Here is a 21,679-nt window from a genome sequence, read left to right on the forward strand (position 1 = left end):
GAAGCGTGTGAGCAGGACAGAGCGTTGTCGCCCCGGCTGCCACCGGACGGCCTTGTGAGCCATGCTTCCGTGTGAGATGGCGCGGTGTATAGCGCGATTTCGACCAGAAGCAAGGAAATAAGGGCCTTTCGGGGCGGCTTTCGCCCGCGAGAGGCCCCCTTCCGTAAAGACCACGCTGCGGCCTAGCCCCTGCCTAGCATCTGGGCTGGTTCGGCGGGCACTTCTTTGCCGCCGGCGGCGGAGCCGGAGGACGCGGTGGGGGTGCTGCCGGGCGCGGCGGCGGCGGTGGCGCGACGGCCATCCGGGGCGGCGGAGGTGGCGCCGGCCGGGCGACCGGCGGCGGCGGCGCGGGTCGCGCCATTGGCGGCGGCGCCGGCCGAGCGACCGCGACGGGCGGAGCCGCCCGTGGCGGTGGCGGCGGCGCAATACGCGGCGGAGGCGGAGGCGCCGGCCGGGCCACGGCCTGAGGCCGCGGTGGTGGTGCCGACGGCCGGGCAGCTTGGGCGGGAGCAGCGGTCGGCTGATGCTGCGGCCGGATCGGCTCCCGCGCCGCCGAGGGCGGCGTAACCGGTCGTCCAACCGGGCCAGGAGGCGGAGGCGTGCGGGCAGCCGGCGGCGAACCAGCTGGCTCGCGGGTCGCGGACTTGCCATGGTCCCCAGGCCCGGTCCCGGGCGGGCCCTGGGCCACCGGCGGCTTCGGCGGTTGGCCGGGGACAGCGGCCGGGTTTGTCGCCGTGGGCGCAGTCGCCGACGCGCCGGTCGGCGCACCGGGATGGGCTGGCGGCGTGGTGCCGGGAGCAGCAGTGGTCGGCGCCCCCGGATGGTTCGGCAGCGGCGCGCCGGGTGCAGTGGCCGTGGGCAGCCCGGGTCTGCCGCCCGGCAGCGGCCCGGCTCCCGTTGGCGGTACGGGCGGACCGCCATGGGTGCCGGGAACCGGCAGCGTGTTGGCTTGGGGCAGCTTGGCCGGTGGCGTGGCAGATGGAATGGCAGATGGAGTGGGAGATGGCGTACCGGTCGGCGCGACATTGGCGGGCGTCGTCGGAAGCGTTCCTGGCCTCGCCGTCGGCCGCATCGTCGCGCTCGGCGGCATCGGCGCCTTGCCCTGCTGAATCAGGGCGGCGCGCTGCACGACCGCCTGCGGCATGGCTGGACTAGCCGGATTGGTGCGCCCGGCAATGGTCGGCGTGAGATTGCCCGGTCCCGCTCCGGTACCCGCACCCGCCGCCGCCGGCGGTGCCGGCGGCTGGTTGATCACCGTGTTGATGACCGTCCTATTATGGATGTTCTGATAGATGATGTTGTTCGGCGGGGGTGCAACATAGAGCGGCGGCCTGACGAACACAGGAATCGGCACGAACATCGGCTGCGGCAGCACGAACAGGCCGATCACCGGCATCGGCGGCGACAGCACGACGAAATCCGGCGGCGGCGGCGGCAGATAGTAGACCGGCGGCGGCGGTGGCGGCGCGAAGCCAAAATCCGGATCGCTGAAATACAGCACGGGACGATCGACATAGACCACCTCCTCTGGCGGCGGTGGCGGCACGTCGTAGTCGATCATCGCGAAGCTCGGCGGCGGCTCGGCCGGCGCGGTGAGAATCGCCAGGCGCCGGCGCGCATCTGCCGCATGCGGACCGCGCGAATAGCGACGCAGATACGACCAATAGGCTTCCGGCGTGTCGGTACGATAGGTTCGCCGCCAGGTGATGGCCTCACGGCGCGCCGCGACGATCGCCATCACGCGCTTCGACAGCGGGTCGCCGGGATAGGCGGTGAGAAACTCTTCATAGGCCGGCAGCGTGTCGCGCGTGAGCGCGGCGGCATAGGCATCCTGCACGCCGAGATCGCGGATCGGCTTGTTGCGGATCGCGGCGACCTGGTCGGGTGCGGCCTCCGGCGGCGGCGCGTCGGGCCCGCGCTCGAAGAACGAGAATTGAGCGGAAATCTTCTGCTCGTTCCAGGGCACTTGCGCGCCCTTGCTGGCCTCGTTGACGCGCAGGCGAACGCGGTCGAACACCTCGGGCAGCGGCAGGCCGCCGGTGCGGATCATCTCCGCCAGCGACTGCGCATAGATGCCGTAAGGTCCAGGCTCCTCGGGCGCCACCGTGCCGGGCGCGGCATTGAACGCGATCAGCATGTTGGCGTCGGGCTCGACCAGCGCAAGTCCGCTCGCGATCTGCTGGCCGCCCTCCACGAAGGGCTGCGCCCGCGCGGCGTCGAGCACGACGATGTTGGCCTTGAGCGGAACGGAAGCCAGCTGGCGGAGATAGTCGCCGATGCGCAGGCCTTCGGTCGGAATGTCGGTGTCGCGGGTGATGTTGGAATCGACCGGGATGAAATAGTTCTCACCCGCAAGCTGCACGCCATAGCCGGCGAGATAGACCATTGCGACGGTGCCCGGGCCTGAGGCCTGCGCCTTCTGGATGAAATCGCGAAAGCTCTTGCGCAGCGTGTCGCCGTCGAGATCGCGGGCGCCGACGACGTCGAAGCCCGCCGCCTGCAGCGTCTGCGCGATCAGGCCGGCATCGTTTGCCGTCGTCGCCAGCGGCGACTTGGCATAGGCGCCGTTGCCGACCACGAGCGCGATACGCTTTTCCTGCTGCTGCGCATGCGCCGGATCCAGCGCGCCTGCGGCAAGGACCGCGATCGGCAGGAGGAGGCAAATGAAGGCTCTGAGCGTCCCACGCATGGCTTGCTTGCCCGTTATTGTTGTTGAGGTGCCGCCACGCATCAGACGCGCGGCCAGCTGAATGGCACTTGAACGAAAGGCTTCCAAATAACGAAGGCTTGGATTGAGGCGGCGGCATGGCCACCCCGCTCCGGTGTCAGCTCCGCGTAAGTGACGCGGCGACGCACCGGCGCGAGGCGAAGTCAGCCGGTTCAGCCCTGCGCAATCAGGTCGACCGTTCCCGTCGTGAGCCGATAGATGCCGCCGACGACCTTCAGCTTGCCCTGCTCCACGGCCGCATTGAGGATCGGCGTTGCCGATTTCAGCTTCGCGACGTTGTCGATGACGTTCTGCCGGATCGCCTTGTCGAGGACGTCCCCACCCTGCTGCATCGCAGCCTTGGCGGCGGGCGCGATCGCATCGACCAGCGAGGGGATATGGCCCGGCGGCGGCTTGTTGTCCTTGATCGCCTTCAGCGTCGCGTCGACCGCGCCGCAAGCGTCATGGCCGAGCACGAGGATCAGCGGCGTATTCAGCACGGCCACCGCGTATTCCATGCTGGCGACAGTTTCGGTGCCGGCGAAGTTTCCTGCGACGCGGCAAACGAACAGATCGCCGCGGCCGGTGTCGAAGGCATATTCCGGCGCGATGCGCGAATCGGCACAGCTCAGCACGGCCGCGAACGGATTCTGTCCGCCGACCAGCGCCTCGCGCTCGTGCTTGAAATCGTGCCGCCGCGACACGCCGTCGACATAGCGCGCATTGCCTTCCGTCAGGCGCTTCAATGATGCGTCGGGCGACAGCACGTTCTGCGGCTTGGGCGGCGTTTTCGTCTCCTTGGCGAAGGCCCTGCCGGTCAGGGCCAGGCCGAGCGCCGAGGCGCCCAACAACATCGCGGACCGCCGCGACGGCGCGATCCTCTCATGTGGGGATTCATTGCACTTGTCGCACATGTCACGTTCCCTCCCGGCGCGATGGACGAACGGCCTTACTGCGATCATAGCCGCCACGCTGTGACGACACCACAAATGACAGTGCGGGCGGGACCGAATTCGCGCGGGGCTATTCCGCCAACCGAAGCTCTGCGATCGTCGTCCGGGCGGCCGGTTCATCCAAAGGCAGGAAATCCAGAGGTCCCTGGTTTTTATAGCCGGACGTCATCGCAAGCGTGAGACCCCAGCCCAGCACCCCAGTGCTCGCATTCGCGATCATGGCGCTCTTGCGCTGACTGAAGCGCGCTACGAAGAACACGGTCTGGCCCGACTGGGCCGAGAAGTCCACGCGCGTGACACCGAGCGCCGCTTCCTCTGCTACGAACTGGTGCTGGCCTGCCGGGCGATCGACATAGACATATGTCCCGGTCTTCAGGCCCTTGATCGGCGTACCGTCGAGGGAAAATTCCCAGTCCGGATCGCCGATGCCGCCGAATCCTTTCTCGCGAAACACGACGACGCGGGCCTGGCCGGCTTTCGGCGGACCCAGCTTTCGCACCGTCTCCGAATATCCGAGCCCGCTCCTCGCCGTCTCACAGCCGCACAGCAGTGCCGCGGCCACGAGCAATACCAGCCCACGCAATAGCATCACGCCCCCAGATTTTCCCCGAGTGCATGCTAACCGAAAACAGCGACAGGTTGCAACAGGGCGGCAGCATCCCCCACGCAAAACATGCAACCGCCTGCAACACCGTGGCTACAGCTGCTGCACGTCCACCACGCCCGCGACCGCCTTGATGGCGCCGGCGATCTGCGGCGAGACCTTGAAGCGCCCGGGCAGCTTCATCTCGACCTCGGTCTCAAGGTCGAGCATCATGACCAGCGAGACCTCGCCGTCGCCGTTGGAGCGCGGCGCGGTGCCGGGACTGCCGACCTTCGGCACGGCGCCGTTCGAAGCGGCCATGTCGGGACCGGCGAGACGCTTGGCGATCGATTCCAGCGGCTTGGTGTCGCGCACGAAGATGCGCAGGCCCTTCTGCGTCTTGGCCGCGGCCTCGTCCAGCGGCTCGGCGTGGAGCACGCGCGCGCGGACGTCCTCGCCCTGGAGCTCGGCGCCGAGCTGGAGCAGCACCGCGGCGCCCGGTTCCAGGACGTCGCGATATTGCGCAAGGCCTTCGGAGAACAGCACCGCCTCGAAGTGCCCCGTGGGATCAGAGAGCCCCATGATGCCCATCTTGTTGCCGGTCTTGGTGCGCCGCTCCATGCGCGACACCACGGTGGCCGCGACCTTGCCTGCCGTGGCGCCGGTCTTCACCGCGCGCGAGAACTCGGCCCAGGACTGTACTCGCAGCCGCTTCAGCACGGTGGCGTAATCGTCGAGCGGATGTCCCGACAGGAAGAAGCCGATCGCATCATATTCGCGGCGCAGCCGCTCGGCCGGCAACCAGGGCTCGATCTGCGGCAGCATGATGGTCGGCGCGTCGGCCGAGCTGCCGAACATGTCGTTCTGGCCGATGGTTGCAGCTTCGTTCGCCCGCTGGCACGCGGCGAGAATCGAGTCGGCGCCGGCGAAGACCCGCGCCCGGTTCGGCTCCAGCGTGTCGAAGGCGCCCGCGGCGGCGAGGCTTTCGATGATGCGCTTGTTGATCGCGCGCGGCGACACCCGCGCGGCAAAGTCGGCGAGCGAGGTGAACAGGCCGTTTTTGGTCCGCTCCGCGATGATCTGCTCGACGGCCGCGATGCCGACGCCCTTCAGCGCCGCGAGCGCGTAGTAGATGGTCTTGTCGCCGACCTCGAAAGTCGCGCCGGAACGGTTGACGTTGGGCGGCTCGACCTTGATGCCGAGGCGCTGCGCCTCGGCGCGGAATTCGGAGAGCTTGTCGGTATTGTTGAGATCGAGCGTCATCGACGCCGCGATGAACTCCACCGGGTAATGCGCTTTCATGTAGGCGGTGTGGTAGGACACCAGCGCATAGGCCGCCGCGTGGCTCTTGTTGAAGCCGTAGTCGGCGAATTTCGCCAGCAGCTCGAAGATGGTGTCGGCCTGCCCCTTTGGCACGCCGTTCTTCACCGCACCTGCGACGAAGATCTCGCGCTGCTTCTCCATCTCGGCGCGGATCTTCTTGCCCATGGCGCGGCGCAACAGGTCGGCGTCGCCGAGCGAATAGCCCGACATCACCTGCGCGATCTGCATCACCTGTTCCTGGTAGATGATGACGCCGAAGGTCTCCTTGAGAATCGGCTCCAGCACGGGGTGGAGGTATTCCGGCTCCTCGTCGCCGTGCTTGCGCGCGCAATAGGTCGGGATGTTCGCCATCGGGCCCGGTCGATAGAGCGCGACCAGCGCGATGATGTCCTCGAAGCGGTCGGGGCGCATGTCGACCAGCGCGCGCCGCATGCCCTGGCTTTCAACCTGGAACACGCCGACCACCTCGCCGCGCGCCAGCATCTGGTAGCTTTCGACATCGTCGATCGGCAGCGTCGCGAGATCGACATGAATGTCGCGCGGCTTGAGCAGTTTGCACGCGACGTCGAGCACGGTCAGCGTCTTCAGGCCGAGGAAGTCGAACTTCACGAGGCCGGCCGGCTCGACCCATTTCATGTTGAACTGGGTCACCGGCATGTCGGATTTGGGATCGCGATACATCGGCACGAGTTCGCTCAGCGGGCGATCGCCGATCACGATGCCGGCCGCATGCGTCGAGGCGTGGCGGGTCAGGCCTTCGAGGCGCTGGGCGATGTCGAAGGCGCGCGCCACCACCGGGTCCTCGTCGCGGAATGCCTGGAGCTTCGGCTCGCTCTCGATCGCCGCCGCAAGCGTCACCGGCGCGGCCGGATTCTGCGGCACGAGTTTTGTGAGCTTGTCGACCTGGCCATAGGGCATCTGCAGCACCCGGCCGACGTCGCGGAGCACGCCGCGGGCCTGCAGCGTACCGAAGGTGATGATCTGCGCGACCTGGTCGCGGCCGTAGCGCTCCTGGACGTACCTGATCACCTCGCCGCGGCGGTCCTGGCAGAAGTCGATGTCGAAGTCCGGCATCGAGACACGTTCCGGATTGAGGAAGCGCTCGAACAGCAGGCCGAACTTGATCGGGTCGAGGTCGGTGATGGTCAGCGCCCACGCAACCAGCGAGCCTGCGCCGGAGCCGCGGCCCGGCCCGACCGGGATGCCCTGTCCCTTCGCCCATTTGATGAAGTCGGAGACGATCAGGAAGTAGCCCGCGTATTTCATGCGCATGATGACGTCGAGCTCGAACGCAAGCCGCGCGTTGTAATCTTCTTCCGTCGTGCCTTGCGACAGCCCGTGCACGCGCAGGCGGTTGGCGAGCCCCTCCTCTGCCTGCCGCTTCAATTCGGCCGCCTCGACCGCGGCGGCATCGGAGCTTGCGGCAGCGCCGACCGTGAAGAACGGCAGGATCGGCTTGCGCGTCATCGGTCGGAACGAGCAGCGCTCGGCGATCTCCACCGTCGAGGCCAGCGCCTCCGGAATGTCGGCGAACAGCACCGCCATCTCGGCGCGGGTCTTGAAGCGATGATCGGGCGTGAGCTGCTCGCGCTCGGTCTCCGCGATCAGCCGGCCGCCGGCGATGCAGAGCAGCGCGTCATGGGCTTCGTAATCGTCGCTCGCGGCGAAATACGGCTCGTTGGTCGCAACCAGCGGCAGGCCCTTGGTGTAGGCGATGTCGATCAGGCTGCTTTCGACCCGCCGCTCCTTCTCGGTGTTGTGGCGCTGCAATTCGATGTAGAGGCGGTCCCCGAACAGGCTGGCCAGACGCTCGCAGCGCGCCGCCGCGAGCTCGCTATAACCGCCGGCAAGCGCCAGCGAGATCGGCCCGTCCGGACCGCCCGTCAGCGCGATCAGGCCTTCGGTCTCGCCTTCGAGCCAGTCGAACTTGATGTGGGGAGCATGAGTGTCGGGCGTCTCCAGGAACGCGCGCGAGTTCAGCCGCATCAGGCTGCGGTAGCCACGCTCCTGCGCGGCCAGCAACACCACGCGCGAGGGCAGAAGCGCGTTGCGGGCAGTGGGATCCTGGTCGCCGAATTCGATCGCGAGTTCGCAGCCGACGATCGGCTGGATGCCGGAGCCCGCCATCTTGTCGGAGAACTCCAGCGCACCGAACATGTTGTCGGTGTCGGTCAGCGCCAGCGCCGGCTGATGATCTTTCTTCGCTAGCTCGGCGAGCTTGGCGATCTTGATCGAGCCCTTGAGCAGCGAATAGGCCGAGTGAACGTGAAGGTGGACAAATCCGGCGCTCGGCATGGTCGCGTGACGGCCTCTTGCAGATGAGATGGAGCGGTCGCCGGCACCGGAGGCATCCTGCACTCGCCTGGCCGACTCGCCTCACAATGGTGGGGCGCCACGCTGCCAGAGTCCACGCCGGAGCGGCCGATCAGCCGCCTCATCCTGCTTTTCCCCAACCTGGGCCCGGGCCTAGAGCTGCGGGAGCACCTGGGCCCAGATCGCGATCATCCCGACAAACAGCGCGATCGAGGCTAGCGCGGCGGCTTCTTCGACGAAAATCCTGAACATGGCCTGCTCCATGGCGAGAACGTATGAAGAACATTGTTCTCATTTCGTTCTCAGGAGTCAAGCCATCTTCGCCACCTCGAAACCGAATGGTTAACCCGCTGAACTTGAACAACAAAAAAGCCCCGGCCGATGGCCGGGGCTTTCGCCGACCGCTCGAAGTCGAGCAATCGATATCAGGCTTCTGCTCAGTAACGGCCGAGGCTCGGGCCGCCGAACTTGTAGTTCAGGCGGACGAGACCCATGTCGACGTCCTGACGGATGCGGTCGGTCGAGGGCACCAGCGCGAAGGTGACGTTCTTGTCCTGCAGGAAGATGTGGTTGTACTCGACGCCAACCGACCAGTTCGGCGCGAAGCCGTACTCGAGGCCTGCACCGATCGTACCACCCCAGCGGGTCTGGTCTGCCGACGAGAGCAGCGCGCCGCCAATGGTCGAGACTTCATACTTGCTGCCGACGACAGCCGCACCGCCCTTGGCGTAAAGGAGGACGTTGTTCCAGGCGTAGCCGATCTGACCGGTAATCAGGCCGAACGAATCGATCTTCGTGCGGTTGCGAGTCCCGAACCCCGGGATCGCGCTGACGTTGTCACCCGAGAAGTCGGCCCAGTTGCCCTGACCTTCGATGCCGAACACCCACTGGCCCGACTGCATGCGATAGCCGATCTGGCCGCCGACCGTGCCGCCGGTCGCATCGTGGGAACCCTCGCGGCCACCGCCAACGAGATCCCAGGTCGAATGGGCGGAACCGCCGCCGCCGTTGATGCCGATATAGAAGCCGCTCCAGTCGTAGATCGCGGCAACCATCGCCGGCGCCTTGGTGTAAGGCCGCGCAGCGAGGTCAGCAGCCACCGCCGGTGCAGCCGCGCCGAGCGCGACAAGGCTCACAGCAGCGAGCAACAGATTCTTGTTCATTTGATTCCCGTTCCAGTTTCGTCGTTAGGCCCCCGGGCCGTGGCGTCGTCATAACAGCGCTCGACGGAATTGCTGTAACCTCGACGCCACAGTCCGCGCCAAAGGATCGCGCTTCGTTAATGAAGATTTACCAGCGCGTACGGGAAACCCTTTGAAACAAGTGTTTTCATGAGTTCCATCGTCGGCTACACGACATCTGCAGCACGTGCGCGTGACAACGTCGCGCGCACGTTCGCGTGATTGGAGAATTGAATGCGCAGACGAATTGCTCTCCCCATTGTCGCCACATTTTCGCTCGTACTCGCCACATTTGCGCTCACGCTCGGCGCAAGCACGCCTGCGCACGCGTTCGGGACCCACCATGCCTTCTGCCTGACCGGCGATGAATGGCCGGGGCTGAGCAATTGCACGTTCGATACTTACGCGCAGTGCCAGGCGAGTTCGTCGGGCCGCGCCCTCACCTGTATCGCGAACCCGTATTTCGCAGGCCAGAGCGACGATCCCTATGCATATCAGAACAGGCCGAGCGCGCCGGTGCCGGGTTATTCACCCGGTTACTACGTGCCGCGTTGAGATGCGTCGCGCTCGTCTCGCGCTCCTCGCCATCGGCCTGCTCCTCGCGGGCGCGCCTGCGCACGCGCAGACCTACGATCCGAGCTATCCGGTCTGTATGCAGATCTACGGACCCGTCGGCTATTTCGATTGCCGCTACGCCTCGCTCGAGCAGTGCAGATTTTTGGCCGTCGGTCGGTCGGCGACGTGCGTGGCCAACCCGTATTTTGCGCAGAAGAAACCCCCTCGCCGCCCGCGGCGGGTCAACTAAATCGGGACGCTGATATGCGGCCTGCCCTGCGTTGAGATTGCAGCGTTGACGCCGACCGATCCGGGTTTAACTACGACAGACAAATCTTGCAGGGGTGGCGACGTTCGCTGGGCTGGTTCCCGTTAACGCCACCATTGCAGGACATATGACGACATCGAAGCAAGCGACATCGCAGCAAGCGACCTCGCCCCGCGCGACCGCGGCATCCACGCCCCCTCATCTCGCCATCGTCCTGTTCTCGCTCGCGATGGGCGGCTTTGCGATCGGAACCACCGAATTCGCATCGATGAGCCTGTTGCCGTTTTTCGCCGCCGACCTCGGGGTCGACGAGCCGACCGCGGGACACGCGATCAGCGTCTACGCGCTCGGCGTCGTGCTGGGCGCGCCGCTGATCGCCGTGCTCGGCGCACGGTTGGCGCGGCGCGCGCAGCTATTGATCTTGATGGCCGTGTTCGCGCTCGGCAATGCCCTCACTGCGCTGGCGCCGGGCTTTGGCTCGATGATCGCGGCGCGTTTTCTCTCGGGATTGCCGCATGGCGCCTATTTCGGCATCGCCGCGCTGGTCGCAGCCTCGCTGGTCCCTCAACATCGTCGCTCGCAGGCGATCGGCCAGGTGATGCTGGGCCTGACCGGCGCCACCATCGTCGGTGTGCCCCTGGCCAATCTGATTGGGCAGGCGATCGGCTGGCGCGCGAGCTTCGGCCTCGTGTCGGTGCTGGCGTTGCTCACGGTGCTGCTGTGCGCCTTGTTCGCGCCGCGCGACAAGGCTGGCCGGTCCGATCCGCTGCGAGAGCTCGGCGCGCTGCGAAGCGGCCGCGTCTGGATCACGCTGGCAATCGGCGCCATCGGCTTCGGCGGCATGTTCGCCGTCTACACTTATCTCGCGACGACGCTGATCGAGGTGACCAAGGTCAGCCCCGCGCTCATACCTGTTTTTCTGGCCGTGTTTGGCATCGGCGCGACGCTCGGCAATCTGTTCGTGCCGCGCTTTGCCGACCGCGCGCTGATGCCGACGGCGGGAGGCATCCTGCTGTTCTCAGCGGTCGCCCTCTCAGTGTTTCCGCTCGCCGCCGGCAATCCCTGGGCGCTGGCGGCAGACGTCTTCGCCATCGGCGCCGGCGTCTCGCTCGGAGCCATCCTCCAGACGCGGCTGATGGACGTCGCCGGCGACGCGCAGGCGCTCGCCGCCGCACTCAACCATTCGGCGTTCAACACCGCCAATGCGCTCGGCCCGTTCCTCGGCGGCATCGCCATTCGCGAGGGGCTGGGCTGGACCTCCACGGGCTCCGTTGGCGCCGCGCTGGCGGTTCTGGGTTTCCTGATCTGGATCGTCGCCTATCGCGACGCCAGATCTGTTCCGGTCGATATCAGCTCAGGAAGCAAGACCGCCCCATCGGAGAATCCTCCGGCGAGACGTGCACCGCCGCTGGCGCCGGATGATCGAAGCCGTTCGGATGCTGCCCGAGATCCGGTGGCTTGAGGACGCCTCCTTATCCAGCCATCGTCACGATCAACGGTCCGCTTCGCGTGGCGATCACCGTGTGCTCGTATTGAACGGTCGGCGCCTCGGGGCTGCTGTAGAGCGTCCACGGATCGTCGCCATCCTGTGCCCATTCGGCGCCAAGAGACAGGAACGGCTCGACGGTGAACACCAGGCCTTCGCTCATGACGCGGCGTTCGGAGCGGTCGGGCCACGTTGCGATCTCCGTCGGCTCCTCGTGGAGCGACAGGCCGACGCCGTGGCTGGCAAGGTTCCTGACCAGGCTGTAACCGTTCTTCCGCGCAAAAGTCCCGATGGCTTGACCGATACCGGCAATCGGTTTGCCGGCTCCAACCTGCTGCAGGCCGGTCCACATCGCGCGCCGGCCATCTCTGCAAAGACGTTCGACGGCGCGGGTTGCGGGCGGAACGGCGAACGAGGCTCCCGTATCCGCAAAGAAGCCGTTCTTCTCGGCTGACACGTCGATGTTCACGAGATCCCCGCGCGCGATCCGCCGATCGCCGGGGATGCCATGAGCGATCTCCTCGTTCACGCTGATGCAGGTCGCGCCCGGAAAGTCGTAGGCCAGCTCCGGAGCCGAACGTGCGCCGGCAGCCTCCAGCAAGCTTCGCCCGATCCGGTCGAGCTCGGAGGTGGTCATGCCCGGCTCGAGCGCCTTCCCCATTGCTTCCAGGATATTGGCGACGATGCGCCCGATCTCTTTCAGGCGCGCGAGGTCCTCGTCATCCGAGATTGTCATGTCATGCTCTTCCGAAAGCCGGGACATAGCCCTTGTTACGACGGCTTGCAAACGGAAGAGATCGTTTCCAAGCCGCGTTCAGATCTCGTCGAGCAAGCTGCGGACCTTGGCAGCGAGGTCTTCGATCGCGAAGGGTTTCGGAAGCAGATGCCTGCCGGCATCGAGCACGCCATTGTGAACGATTGCGTTACGCGTGTAGCCGGTGGTGAACAGCACTTTCAGCGCCGGGTATCGTTTCGAGAGCTCGGCCGCAAGCTCCGCGCCGGTCATGTCGGGCATGACGACATCCGTGAACAGCAGATCCGGAACGAAGCCATTTTCGATTGTCCTGATCGCCTCTTTGGCACTGCCTGCCTCGATGACGGTGTAGCCAAGTTCGCGCAGGCTTTCGGACGACATGCTGCGGACGCGCTCGTCGTCTTCCACGACGAGAATGGTTTCATTCTGATGGCTTGCACCGGCGGGTATCTCTTCCTGCGACAGATCTGAGCCCGCCTCCTCGCCGGCGAAGCGTGGAAGGTAGATCTTCACGGTCGTGCCAACGTCAACTTCCGAGTCAATTTTGACATGACCGCCCGACTGCCGCACGAAACCATAGACTTGGCTAAGGCCGAGGCCGGTGCCCTTGCCCACGACCTTGGTCGTGAAAAACGGATCGAACACCTTGCCGAGCACATCAGCCGGAATTCCCGTGCCGTTGTCGGTCACGGCCACGAGAACGTACTGCCCGGGTGCGAGCGCGTACTCGCGAGCATATTTTCGATCGATCGAGGCGTTGCTGGTTTCTATCGTCAGCCTGCCGCCCTTTGGCATGGCATCGCGCGCATTGACCGCGAGATTGATCATGGCGCTTTCAAGCTGGGCCGGGTCTGCCTTGACCCGCCAAAGGCCATCCGCCAGCACCGTTTCGAGGCGGATCAGCTCGCCAAGTGACCGCTCGAGCAGCTCGCTCATCCCGCCGACCATCTTGTTGATGTCCACGACCTCAGGCGCGAGCGGCTGTTGGCGCGAGAATGCGAGCAGTCGCTGCGTCAACGTAGCGGCGCGATTTGCACCGTCGATGGCGCCCTCGATGAAGCGGTCTATGCTGACCTCTCCCCTGCCGAGCCGCCGCTTGGCAAGATTCAGGCTGCCGAGAATCACGGCCAGCATATTGTTGAAGTCGTGGGCAATACCGCCGGTCAATTGCCCGACGGCTTCCATCTTCTGGGATTGCCGCAATTGCTCTTCGGCTTTCATGCGCTCGGCAATTTCGTCGGCAACACGTTGCTCCAATCCGGCATTGAGCGCCTCAAGCCGGGTCAAGAGCTGGGCGTTGTCGATAGCGGTGGCGGCATGGCCGGCAATACCAAGCAAGGCGGCCTCATGCTCTGCCTGGAATTTACCCGTCTCGGCGTGGCCGAAGAAAAGTCCGCCGAGGACTTCGCCGGTTCGCGAGGTCACGGGGACCGCCAGGTAGGATCGGACCGGAAGATGACCCTCCGGCATGCCTTTCCGTGGCGCGTTTTTGCCGTACCGCGGGTCCTGCAGGATGTCGTCGGACCTCATCGCACCCGTGCCCTTGAACGTCGGCTCGAACACGGCGGTGTTGCGTGGCATCGGGAAGTTTTCAAACGCGGATCGCGGGGCACCCGACAGCGAATACAACATGTAGCTGCCGCCATCCGGCGCAACGACATTGTAGAAGAAGGCCCCGAACTGAGCGCCAGTCAGCTCGACGCCGGCATCCGTGACGATCTGGACGATCTTCTCGAGATCGCGCTCGCGAGACACCGAGGCCCCGGTATCATTCAGTAGTCTGAGATGACGCTCGGTTTTCTTTTGCGCGGTGATGTCCAGAACCGTTCCGATGAACCGAACAGCCTGGCCGTTGACGAAGATGGCTTGACCGGTCGCGGCGATCCAGCGCTCGACCCCATCCTCGATGCCGATGGTTCGGTATTCCATATTGTAGCTTGTCGGCGCGTGCGGCGTCAGGGCTGCGGACACGGCCTCGTGGGCGCGCTGCCTGTCCTCGGGATGAAGGCCCTTCAGGAACGACCCTTCATAGCTGACTTCGGCATCGGCCGGTAAACCGAACACCTCCCTGCAGCGGTTATCCCATCGAAGAACGTTGTTGACCGGGTCGTAGTCCCAGGTGCCGATACCAGCCGCCTTGTTCGCAAGCGTCAGTCGTTCGGCAGCCTCCCGCGCTGCCTGTTCCGATCGGACGCGCTCGATGTGGGCCCATGATCGCTCGGTCACTTCGGCGAGCAAGGCGAGTTCGCGCGGCGTCCACTGGTGCGGGCCGCGGTGATGAATCGCCATCAAGGCGGTCAGTCGCCCTTCTTTCACCAAGGGCATGCAAATCGTCGAGCCGATCCCGATGTTCTGGAAAGTAGCGGCTTCGTCCGGCGCAATCTCCCTTAGATTGTCATTAATGATGAGCGGCCTGCCGGCGCCCAACTCTCGCACCGCCTTCTTGCCGAAGTCGGCCAGACTGTAGTGCCCGATGATATGCATTGCGCCGGGCGCGGCCCAATCGCCGCGTATCGTGAAGCCGTCCTGGTCCGGGTCCATGTCGGCATAGGCGCAGTTCGAGACGTCGAGATGCTCGCCAAGCATCCTGGTCGTCACCGCCATCACGCCGTCGGCATCACGGGTCCTGGCCGTCTCCTTGTTGAGTGCGTCCAGGAAAACCAGCCGGGCTTCGTTCTCCCGCACAGCCGTCTCCGCACGGCGACGCTCGACGGCCGTGCGCGTGCGCTCGGCAACATCGCGAATAAGCTCCAGCTCTTCGGGGCTCCATTCGCGCGGCCTGGCATTGTTCAAATACAGCAGCGCCACGACCCCATTGGGCTCCGAGATCGGCATGTTGACGAGCGCGCGCGCAGAGATCGCCTCGAGAGCCTCGGCACGATCGCCGACGCGAGGGTCTTTTTCCGCATCGGCACAGATGACGGTCTCGCCCCGCTTGAGGTCTTCGATGTAGCTGCCATAGTCGCGGAAGCGCAGCACGCCTGCGAGGCTCAGGATGCCTGGTGCGTTCCAGTCGCGAACAATGGTGATGGTCTCGGCTGAGGTGTCGACCGTGCCATAGCCCGCCCGGCTGACGTTGAGGCTGCGGCCAAGCAGCTCTGCCGCGGCATAGGCGAGGTCGTCGGGATTGCTGATCTCCCGGATGTAGTCGCCGAGTGTGGCTAAGACGGAATTGCGATCGGCCGAGCGGACCCCGGTCGCTGTCGTCATTGGTCTTCCCCTGCCACTTTCCTGGCTCCACGATGAGCCAGCTGTTTGATCGTCCCGCTGCTGTTGACGTCGACCACAGGTAGCCCGCCTGAACTTCGAGTGATGCAGACGGTCGCGCAAATTGTCTGCGCGATAACCGCATGATGGCATTTAGGTTCCCGCCATCACCGCCCCCTGGGAGATGCCGTTCTGCCTGCTCCCACCTGGCCGCCAGATTACCAATCCAGACGTGGCGGACGGACCCGCGCGGATGCGCCACCGCAAGTTGTGGCAGCGCGGATCGTCGTGTAGCATCGATCTCTGCTTTTCACCGCGCGTGGTCCCGATCGTTTCATGCTCGCCCGTCGTCTGCTTGTCCTGGCCTTGCTGTTGCTTCCCGGCGCATTGCATGCCGAAGGGACGCCGGCCGAGAAGACTGGATTTGCGTCCAGGCTGACGATCTATCTTGCCAAGGGACCACCCGACGCATGCGGACCGGGCTGCGACCGCTGGATCGCCATCGAGGGCGATATCGACCAGGACGCTGCGCCGCGCATTCGCCGCTTCCTCACCGGCGTCAAGGACACGCAGCGTCCGATCTACCTCTATTCACCGGGCGGAAACGTGGAGCAGTCCTATGTCATCGGGCGGTTGTTGCGCAGCCGCAAGGCGATCGCCCGGGTTGGCCGGAGCATCGCGACGGCGTGCGCCGCAGGCACGCAGGTGGACTCCGCGTGCCTGAAGATCAAGAACGCGGGCGGCGAGGTGGAAGCCGAACTCACCACCTACCATGCGATGTGCAACTCGGCCTGCGGTTACCTGTTGCTCGGGGCGACGTCGCGTGAGGTTGCCCCCGACGCCGCGCTGGCGGTCCATAATTCCAGGCTGGTCCTTGCCTTTCACGGGCATCCCCCTCCGGCGGCCGTCGCGGAATACAGACAGCGCCGGATGGCGAGGGCCGATCGGGATCGCGCTGCGTTCATCGCGGCGATGGGGATCAGCCGCGAGCTTGACGATCTGATCCGGACGGTGAAGTTCGAAAACCTGCACATGCTGACGCGCGCCGAGCTCTATCGTTTCGGCATCGACACGCGTTCGCTTGCCGAAACGGCGTGGAAGCTGGAAAAGGAAGCGCGCCCCTTCGTCCGCAAGTTCGCGATGCTGAAGAAGGAGAACGGCGCGTCGTTCCGGCCCATGGAATGGCGTCTGTCCTGCGAAAGCGGGAAACGCGTGCCGCTGACATTCGCGGGCGAGATCGACGAGACAGCCGTCGGCAAAAGCACCATCCTGGTGACGGCCGACGCCGCTCCGGACAAGACGGCCGGAGGGTCTGCGTTGCGGGCCGAAAAATATGAAGTCTGGCGCGGCAGCATCGATCCCGACATGGTCAAGGCGATACTGGCGTCCCGCTCCCTGCATGTCCGCGAGACCACGCTGATATCCGACGACAAGGCGGACATCACGAAATTCGACATCGACTTGACGGGCCTGACGTCAGTGTGGCCGCAGCTTGCGGCTTCATGCGCGGCGGCGACGCCGGCTCCGAAGAGCCCGTGGCCAGCCCTTCCGCGGCCGAACGCCGGCGTAACGCTCCCGGCCGCCCCGTCGCCGTAAGTTCAACGAGGCAAAACTCGAAGACCGCGCCGAAGGGGCTCAGCTCTGCCAGGGTGTGTTGCGAATGCGCGTGCACGCGTTCGGCTTGTGAAATGTGGGATCGTGATCTTCGATGTAATCGAAATTGACCGTCCCGAACGTGGTCTGCGGCTTCTTCAAGGCCGAGCAGGTTTGGATCTGAAGGAACTCGTTCTTGAAATCACCGCGCGGAAATGCGGTGGTCACCTGGTCGCGCTGCTCTGGCGTGTATTCATCATAGCCAATCCCCACGACGTCGACCAAAACACCCGCATTCGTGAGAGCTATTTCCGGTCGCATGTATTGTGGAATTCCAGGTGTCGTATGTAACGCGATCGCCTCCCAAACCAGATCGGCTTTTGGCTCGTCAATGCCGTGCCCCCTCAGAAATTCGCGGGCGGCATCGGCGCCATCGACTTCAAACCGCTTGGTCTGCGTGTGGTAATGGTCGACGAGTCCGAGATCGTGGAACAGCGCCGCGATGTAGAGCAGCTCGGAATCGAATTTTAGATTTTGCCGATGTCCCTTGATCGCGCCGAATACAAAGACGCGGACCGAGTGGTTGAACAACATGTCGTTTTCGTACTGGCGCACCAGCTCGGCGGCCTCCCGTGCGATCTTGCTGTCGGGAATCTTCACGCCGGAAATTGCGATGGTCATATCAAGCTCCTGCCTTGCATCGCCGAGATCTCAGGGCATGCCGTCGCAGTCGACGGCATGCGTTTACCCTCCTGCCGTCGGGCACCGTGGTCAGGCTGCCATCTCCTCCTTCGCGGCCTGCGGCGTATTCCGGAAGCTGATTGCCATGCGATTGTAGGCGTTCATCAGGCCGATCGCGATGGTGAGATCGACGAGCTCGCGCTCCTCGAAGACGGCGCGGGCAGCCTCGTAAGCTTGATCCGGGGTGCCGGTTTCGGCCACGCGGGTCACCGTTTCGGCCCATGCGAGGGCGGCACGCTCCCGCTCGTCGAACAGATGCCCGCCTTCCGCCCAGGCCTGCACCAGCGCGATCTTTTCGATCTTCTGTCCGCTCTTCAGCAGATCGCGCGTGTGCATGTCGAGGCAGTAGGCGCAATTGTTGATCTGCGAAATGCGCAGATAGACCAGAGTGACGAGCGTTGCCGGAAGATTGCTCTGCATGACATAGCCGTAAACGCCGCCGAGCGCTTTCATGCCTGCGGGTGCGATGCGGTCGTAATCGAGACGCTTAGCCATTTTCATACTCCATGATCGGTTCTGTTCGGCGGCTGTCGCCGGATACTTTCCTTGTCCGATAAATGTCTCTGCGTTGGTCCACAAAAAAGCACCAAGAATGGACAAAAACCGTGTACCACGGAGGCATGGTCAAACCGCTGCGGCTGGAGCTCGATCGATCTGCGAAGACGCCATTGGCGGAACAGATTCGCAGAGGTATCGGAGCTGCCATCGAGAGCGGCGTGCTCGCGCCGGGAGCTCGTCTGCCGTCCTGGCAGGATTTGGCGGCTCAGCTGGGTGTCGCGCGCGGCACCGTGCGATCGGCTTACGAAAAACTCTCATCCGCGCAACTGGTCGTCGCGTCGCGCGCGACCGGAACGCACGTCGCGGATCGACCCGCCTTTCCCCCTCGGCAGGAAGCAGCTCCCCACCCCGGCTCGTTCATGGAGATGTACCAGGAGCTCACTGCGGGACCGGCCGTTTTCCAGATGGGTGTGCCCGCTCACGAGACCTTTCCTGCCAAGCTGTTCGCGAGGATGCGCACACGGGCGGTGCGCGCGGAAACCAGCGCACCGGCCATGTATCGGGATCCGCGCGGCGAGCTGGAATTGAGGCGCGACATTGCGGCGTATCTCGCGCTGGCGCGGGGGATCGAATGTGCACCGTCGCAGATCATTATCACCGGCGGCTTCAGCAGCGGGCTCGGACTGGCACTCCGGGTTCTCGGCCTCGAGCAGACGAAGGTCTGGATGGAGGACCCGGGCTTCCCCTTCACAAGACACGGCCTTGAGCTTGCAAGGTTGTCGATCACGCCGATCCCGGTCGACGCGGACGGCATTGACGTGGGTTACGGCCTGAAACACGCTCCTGATGCGGCATTGGTCGTCGTGACCCCGGGACAGCAGGCACCGCTTGGCTCCACCTTGTCGCTGGCACGACGTTCGCGTCTTCTCGACTGGGCAGCCCAGCAACGGGTGTGGGTGATCGAGGACGACTATCTGAGCGAGCTTCAGCTGAGGGGGCGGGCCACACCGGCGCTCGCCTCTCTCGATCGTTTCGGGCGCGTTATTCACATCGGGTCTTTCAGCAAGACCCTGACTCCTGCCTTGCGGCTGGGCTTCGTCGTTGCACCCGCCTCACTGGCTTCCCGATTTGCCGAGGTTGCGGCATGCCTCGCTCCGGCGCCCGGGCCGTCCGTACAGATCGCTACCGCCGAATTCATCCGCGACGGCCACTATCTACGGCATCTTCGACGCACGAAGCGGGCCTATGCCGCGCAAGGCGATGCGCTGCTGAAATGCCTCAAGGCGCGCGCCAAGGACGTTGCGATCGCCGGATTGGCCGCGGTCCTGAGACTGCCGGACGGAACCTCCGACGTCGCGATCGCGCGGGAAGCGGCATCGTTTGGATTGGCGCCCACGCCCCTGTCGCTATGGCATGCATCTGCGGCCTCGGCGCGATCCGGCCTGTTGCTGGGCGTCGCCACATCTCCCCACAAGAGGATCGAGGCATCCTGCGACCGGCTGCTTCAGATCATCGACCGTCATACGTGACGAGCTTGGGCCTTATGCTTCCGCAACTAAACCGGCGTGTAGATCACGAGCTTCAGCGCCGGATCGTCATTGGCCTGAAAGCTCGTGTGCTCGAACCGGAGCACGCCCTTGGTCGGATGGTTCATGGTCTTGAGGCCCGCGGCAGTGCTGCGGATCTCGTGCGCTTCCCACCATTTGACGAATTCCGGACTGCCCTGGCGCAGCCGCGTCAGCAATTCCGTAAAGGCAGGATCGCCGGCCCAGACGTCGTGAGTGGCGCGAAACATCGCAACCATGCTCTTCGCGACATCCGCCCAGCCGGCACCGTAGAACTTTCGCGTCTGCTTGTTCGTCAGCACCAGCAGCAGCGTGTTGCGGTCCTGTTCGGGCAATTGTCCGAACCCGAATATCTCCTCGGCCGCCGCGTTCCAGGCCAGCACGTCCCAGCGCCGCCCCGTGATGTAGGCCGGCTGCTTCAGGCTTTCGATCATCCGCCGAATTGGCGGCGGCACGATCTCGCGCGTGAACGCGCGCCTGTCGCCATCGCGCGCCAGCGCCTTGAGATGAGCGTGCTCGGTCTTGGTCAAGCGTAGCGCACGCGCCAGCGCGTCGATGGTGGTGACCGAGGGGCTGACGGTGCGGCCCTGCTCGAGGCGGATGTACCAATCGACGCCGATGCCGGCGAGCTGCGCCACCTCTTCGCGGCGCAGGCCCGCGGTGCGGCGCCGCCGGCCGGCGGGCAGCCCGACCGTCTTCGGCGACAGCTTTTCGCGGCGGGACCTGAGAAAGTCGCCGAATTCGACGCGGCGGGGGTCGGCCATGGTGACGTGCCTCGATGGAGGGCCTAGAGAATACTAGGATAATACCAGGCCTTCCTGGACCTGGGAAGGCGGTGCATATGGGCATCACCCGAATATGAGGTGACCACCATGAAAGCCGCCGTACTCAAATCCCTGGGATCTCCGCTCGTCATCGAGAATGCACCCGAACCGGTGCTCGGCACGGGCGAGGTCATCGTCGACGTCATCGCAACGCGGGTGCTGTCCTACATGAACGAGGTCTTCAGCGGCGAGCGCAACTATGCGCTCGAGCTGCCGATCATCCCCGGGCCTGGCGGCATCGGCCGGGTCCGCGCCATCGGCCCGGACGCGACGAAGCTCAGCGTCGGCGACTGGGTGTTCTGCGACCCGACGGTGCGCTCGCGCGACAACGCCGCAGCGCCCGACATTGCCCTGCAAGGACTCACCGCCCCCGGTGCCGGCGCGATGCGCCTGCAACAGCATTTTCGCGACGGCTCGTTTGCCGAGCAGATGCGAGTGCCGACTGAGAACGTAAAGCCCCTAGGCCAAATCACGTCCGACGAAGCCACGCGATGGTGCGCGCTGGGGACGCTGCTGGTGCCCTATGGCGGTTTCCTCGCCGCCAACCTTCAGCCCGGCGAGACCGTGCTGGTGAGCGGGGCCACCGGCAATTTCGGCAGCGCAGCCGTCTCGGTCGCGCTCGCGATGGGCGCGGCCTGCGTGGTCGCGCCCGGCCGCAACGACAAGATCCTGGCCGACCTCGTCCGGCGTTTTGGCGACCGCGTCAAGCCGGTCAGGCTCTCCGGCAACGAGGACGACGACCGCGAGAGCATGAAGCGCGCGGCGCGAGGGCCGATCGACTGCGTGCTCGACATCATGCCGCCCTCGGTGAGCACGAATGTGGTGCGCGCGGCGATCATGACGGTGCGCGCTTACGGCCGCGTCGTGCTGATGGGTGGCGTCGGCATGGCGGGCGGCGCGGGGCTCGAACTGGCCTATCCCTGGATCATGCGCAACTGCATCAGCATCCACGGCGTCTGGATGTACCCGCCGGATGCGGCAGGCCGCCTGATCGCTCTGGTGCGCGCGGGACTGCTCAAGCTGGAGGAGTACGAGGCCACCGCCTTCGATCTCGACCACGCCAACGAGGCGGTGGACCATGCCGCCGCCAATGGCGGACCGTTCAAATTGACGGTGATCCGGCCTTGA

At 65.1% G+C, this 21,679-nt stretch carries 16 protein-coding genes; 6 read left to right on the plus strand and 10 right to left on the minus strand.

Going from position 1 to position 21,679, the window contains the following annotated elements; translation table 11 throughout:
• Window positions 1-193: 193 nt before the first annotated feature.
• The 5 genes from AC0L3U_RS23535 to AC0L3U_RS23555 form a co-directional block, all read right to left on the minus strand.
• A complete protein-coding gene (locus AC0L3U_RS23535) occupies window positions 194-2,689 on the minus strand; it encodes a caspase family protein (protein WP_473363393.1) in 2,496 nt (831 codons plus the stop codon).
• Window positions 2,690-2,880: 191 nt separating this feature from the next.
• Complete coding sequence (locus AC0L3U_RS23540; protein ID WP_473363394.1) at window positions 2,881-3,621, minus strand: carbonic anhydrase; 741 nt, start codon at window positions 3,619-3,621, stop codon at window positions 2,881-2,883.
• Between the two features lie 109 nt (window positions 3,622-3,730).
• The gene (locus AC0L3U_RS23545; protein ID WP_027518200.1) at window positions 3,731-4,249 is read right to left on the minus strand and encodes a hypothetical protein; all 519 of its coding nucleotides are present in this window, start codon (window positions 4,247-4,249) and stop codon (window positions 3,731-3,733) included.
• A gap of 108 nt (window positions 4,250-4,357) precedes the next feature.
• A complete protein-coding gene (gene dnaE / locus AC0L3U_RS23550; RefSeq protein WP_473363450.1) occupies window positions 4,358-7,861 on the minus strand; it encodes a DNA polymerase III subunit alpha in 3,504 nt (1,167 codons plus the stop codon).
• A gap of 455 nt (window positions 7,862-8,316) precedes the next feature.
• Window positions 8,317-9,042, minus strand: a complete 726-nt coding sequence (locus AC0L3U_RS23555; protein ID WP_473363395.1) for an outer membrane protein — start codon at window positions 9,040-9,042, stop codon at window positions 8,317-8,319.
• Between the two features lie 252 nt (window positions 9,043-9,294).
• On the opposite strand from AC0L3U_RS23555, the gene AC0L3U_RS23560 reads away from it, so the two are divergent.
• From AC0L3U_RS23560 to AC0L3U_RS23570, 3 genes are all read left to right on the plus strand, one after another.
• Complete coding sequence (locus AC0L3U_RS23560; protein WP_473363396.1) at window positions 9,295-9,615, plus strand: DUF3551 domain-containing protein; 321 nt, start codon at window positions 9,295-9,297, stop codon at window positions 9,613-9,615.
• Between the two features lies 1 nt (window position 9,616).
• Window positions 9,617-9,865, plus strand: coding sequence for a DUF3551 domain-containing protein (locus tag AC0L3U_RS23565; RefSeq protein WP_456764131.1), 249 nt, complete (start codon window positions 9,617-9,619; stop codon window positions 9,863-9,865).
• Between the two features lie 145 nt (window positions 9,866-10,010).
• Complete coding sequence (locus AC0L3U_RS23570) at window positions 10,011-11,345, plus strand: MFS transporter (protein WP_473363397.1); 1,335 nt, start codon at window positions 10,011-10,013, stop codon at window positions 11,343-11,345.
• A gap of 10 nt (window positions 11,346-11,355) precedes the next feature.
• On the opposite strand, the gene map is transcribed toward AC0L3U_RS23570, so the two are convergent.
• Together map and AC0L3U_RS23580 are read right to left on the minus strand one after the other, a co-directional pair.
• Complete coding sequence (gene map, locus AC0L3U_RS23575) at window positions 11,356-12,105, minus strand: type I methionyl aminopeptidase (RefSeq protein WP_473363398.1); 750 nt, start codon at window positions 12,103-12,105, stop codon at window positions 11,356-11,358.
• 78 nt (window positions 12,106-12,183) lie between these two features.
• Window positions 12,184-15,333 carry a GAF domain-containing protein gene (locus tag AC0L3U_RS23580; RefSeq protein ID WP_473363399.1) on the minus strand — a complete coding sequence of 1,050 codons (3,150 nt, stop codon included), beginning with the start codon at window positions 15,331-15,333 and terminating at the stop codon, window positions 12,184-12,186.
• Between the two features lie 333 nt (window positions 15,334-15,666).
• On the opposite strand from AC0L3U_RS23580, the gene AC0L3U_RS23585 reads away from it, so the two are divergent.
• A complete protein-coding gene (locus tag AC0L3U_RS23585) occupies window positions 15,667-16,926 on the plus strand; it encodes a hypothetical protein (RefSeq protein ID WP_473363400.1) in 1,260 nt (419 codons plus the stop codon).
• A 39-nt stretch (window positions 16,927-16,965) separates the two neighbouring features.
• On the opposite strand, the gene AC0L3U_RS23590 is transcribed toward AC0L3U_RS23585, so the two are convergent.
• Window positions 16,966-17,604 carry an HD domain-containing protein gene (locus AC0L3U_RS23590; protein ID WP_456764126.1) on the minus strand — a complete coding sequence of 213 codons (639 nt, stop codon included), beginning with the start codon at window positions 17,602-17,604 and terminating at the stop codon, window positions 16,966-16,968.
• A gap of 90 nt (window positions 17,605-17,694) precedes the next feature.
• Entirely contained in the window at window positions 17,695-18,159 is a 465-nt protein-coding gene (locus tag AC0L3U_RS23595) for a carboxymuconolactone decarboxylase family protein (protein WP_473363401.1), read from the minus strand.
• A 125-nt stretch (window positions 18,160-18,284) separates the two neighbouring features.
• Between AC0L3U_RS23595 and pdxR the strand changes: the two genes are divergently transcribed.
• On the plus strand, window positions 18,285-19,691 hold the full coding sequence (pdxR, locus tag AC0L3U_RS23600; RefSeq protein WP_473363402.1) for a MocR-like pyridoxine biosynthesis transcription factor PdxR: 1,407 nt from the start codon (window positions 18,285-18,287) through the stop codon (window positions 19,689-19,691).
• Window positions 19,692-19,717: 26 nt separating this feature from the next.
• Here pdxR and AC0L3U_RS23605 read toward each other — a convergent pair whose 3' ends face one another.
• Window positions 19,718-20,491 carry a helix-turn-helix transcriptional regulator gene (locus AC0L3U_RS23605; RefSeq protein WP_473289276.1) on the minus strand — a complete coding sequence of 258 codons (774 nt, stop codon included), beginning with the start codon at window positions 20,489-20,491 and terminating at the stop codon, window positions 19,718-19,720.
• A 108-nt stretch (window positions 20,492-20,599) separates the two neighbouring features.
• Between AC0L3U_RS23605 and AC0L3U_RS23610 the strand changes: the two genes are divergently transcribed.
• On the plus strand, window positions 20,600-21,679 hold the full coding sequence (locus AC0L3U_RS23610) for an alcohol dehydrogenase catalytic domain-containing protein (protein WP_473363403.1): 1,080 nt from the start codon (window positions 20,600-20,602) through the stop codon (window positions 21,677-21,679).

The organism is Bradyrhizobium sp. Kon69, assembly GCF_055807515.1.

Coding starts and splice junctions, on each gene's coding strand:
- AC0L3U_RS23535 (WP_473363393.1), bottom strand. CDS start 2,689: ATGCGTGGGACGCTCAGAGCCTTCATTTGCCTCCTCCTGCCGATCGCG.
- AC0L3U_RS23540 (WP_473363394.1), bottom strand. CDS start 3,621: ATGTGCGACAAGTGCAATGAATCCCCACATGAGAGGATCGCGCCGTCG.
- AC0L3U_RS23545 (WP_027518200.1), bottom strand. CDS start 4,249: ATGCTATTGCGTGGGCTGGTATTGCTCGTGGCCGCGGCACTGCTGTGC.
- dnaE (WP_473363450.1), bottom strand. CDS start 7,861: ATGCCGAGCGCCGGATTTGTCCACCTTCACGTTCACTCGGCCTATTCG.
- AC0L3U_RS23555 (WP_473363395.1), bottom strand. CDS start 9,042: ATGAACAAGAATCTGTTGCTCGCTGCTGTGAGCCTTGTCGCGCTCGGC.
- AC0L3U_RS23560 (WP_473363396.1), top strand. CDS start 9,295: ATGCGCAGACGAATTGCTCTCCCCATTGTCGCCACATTTTCGCTCGTA.
- AC0L3U_RS23565 (WP_456764131.1), top strand. CDS start 9,617: ATGCGTCGCGCTCGTCTCGCGCTCCTCGCCATCGGCCTGCTCCTCGCG.
- AC0L3U_RS23570 (WP_473363397.1), top strand. CDS start 10,011: ATGACGACATCGAAGCAAGCGACATCGCAGCAAGCGACCTCGCCCCGC.
- map (WP_473363398.1), bottom strand. CDS start 12,105: ATGACAATCTCGGATGACGAGGACCTCGCGCGCCTGAAAGAGATCGGG.
- AC0L3U_RS23580 (WP_473363399.1), bottom strand. CDS start 15,333: ATGACGACAGCGACCGGGGTCCGCTCGGCCGATCGCAATTCCGTCTTA.
- AC0L3U_RS23585 (WP_473363400.1), top strand. CDS start 15,667: ATGCTCGCCCGTCGTCTGCTTGTCCTGGCCTTGCTGTTGCTTCCCGGC.
- AC0L3U_RS23590 (WP_456764126.1), bottom strand. CDS start 17,604: ATGACCATCGCAATTTCCGGCGTGAAGATTCCCGACAGCAAGATCGCA.
- AC0L3U_RS23595 (WP_473363401.1), bottom strand. CDS start 18,159: ATGGCTAAGCGTCTCGATTACGACCGCATCGCACCCGCAGGCATGAAA.
- pdxR (WP_473363402.1), top strand. CDS start 18,285: ATGGTCAAACCGCTGCGGCTGGAGCTCGATCGATCTGCGAAGACGCCA.
- AC0L3U_RS23605 (WP_473289276.1), bottom strand. CDS start 20,491: ATGGCCGACCCCCGCCGCGTCGAATTCGGCGACTTTCTCAGGTCCCGC.
- AC0L3U_RS23610 (WP_473363403.1), top strand. CDS start 20,600: ATGAAAGCCGCCGTACTCAAATCCCTGGGATCTCCGCTCGTCATCGAG.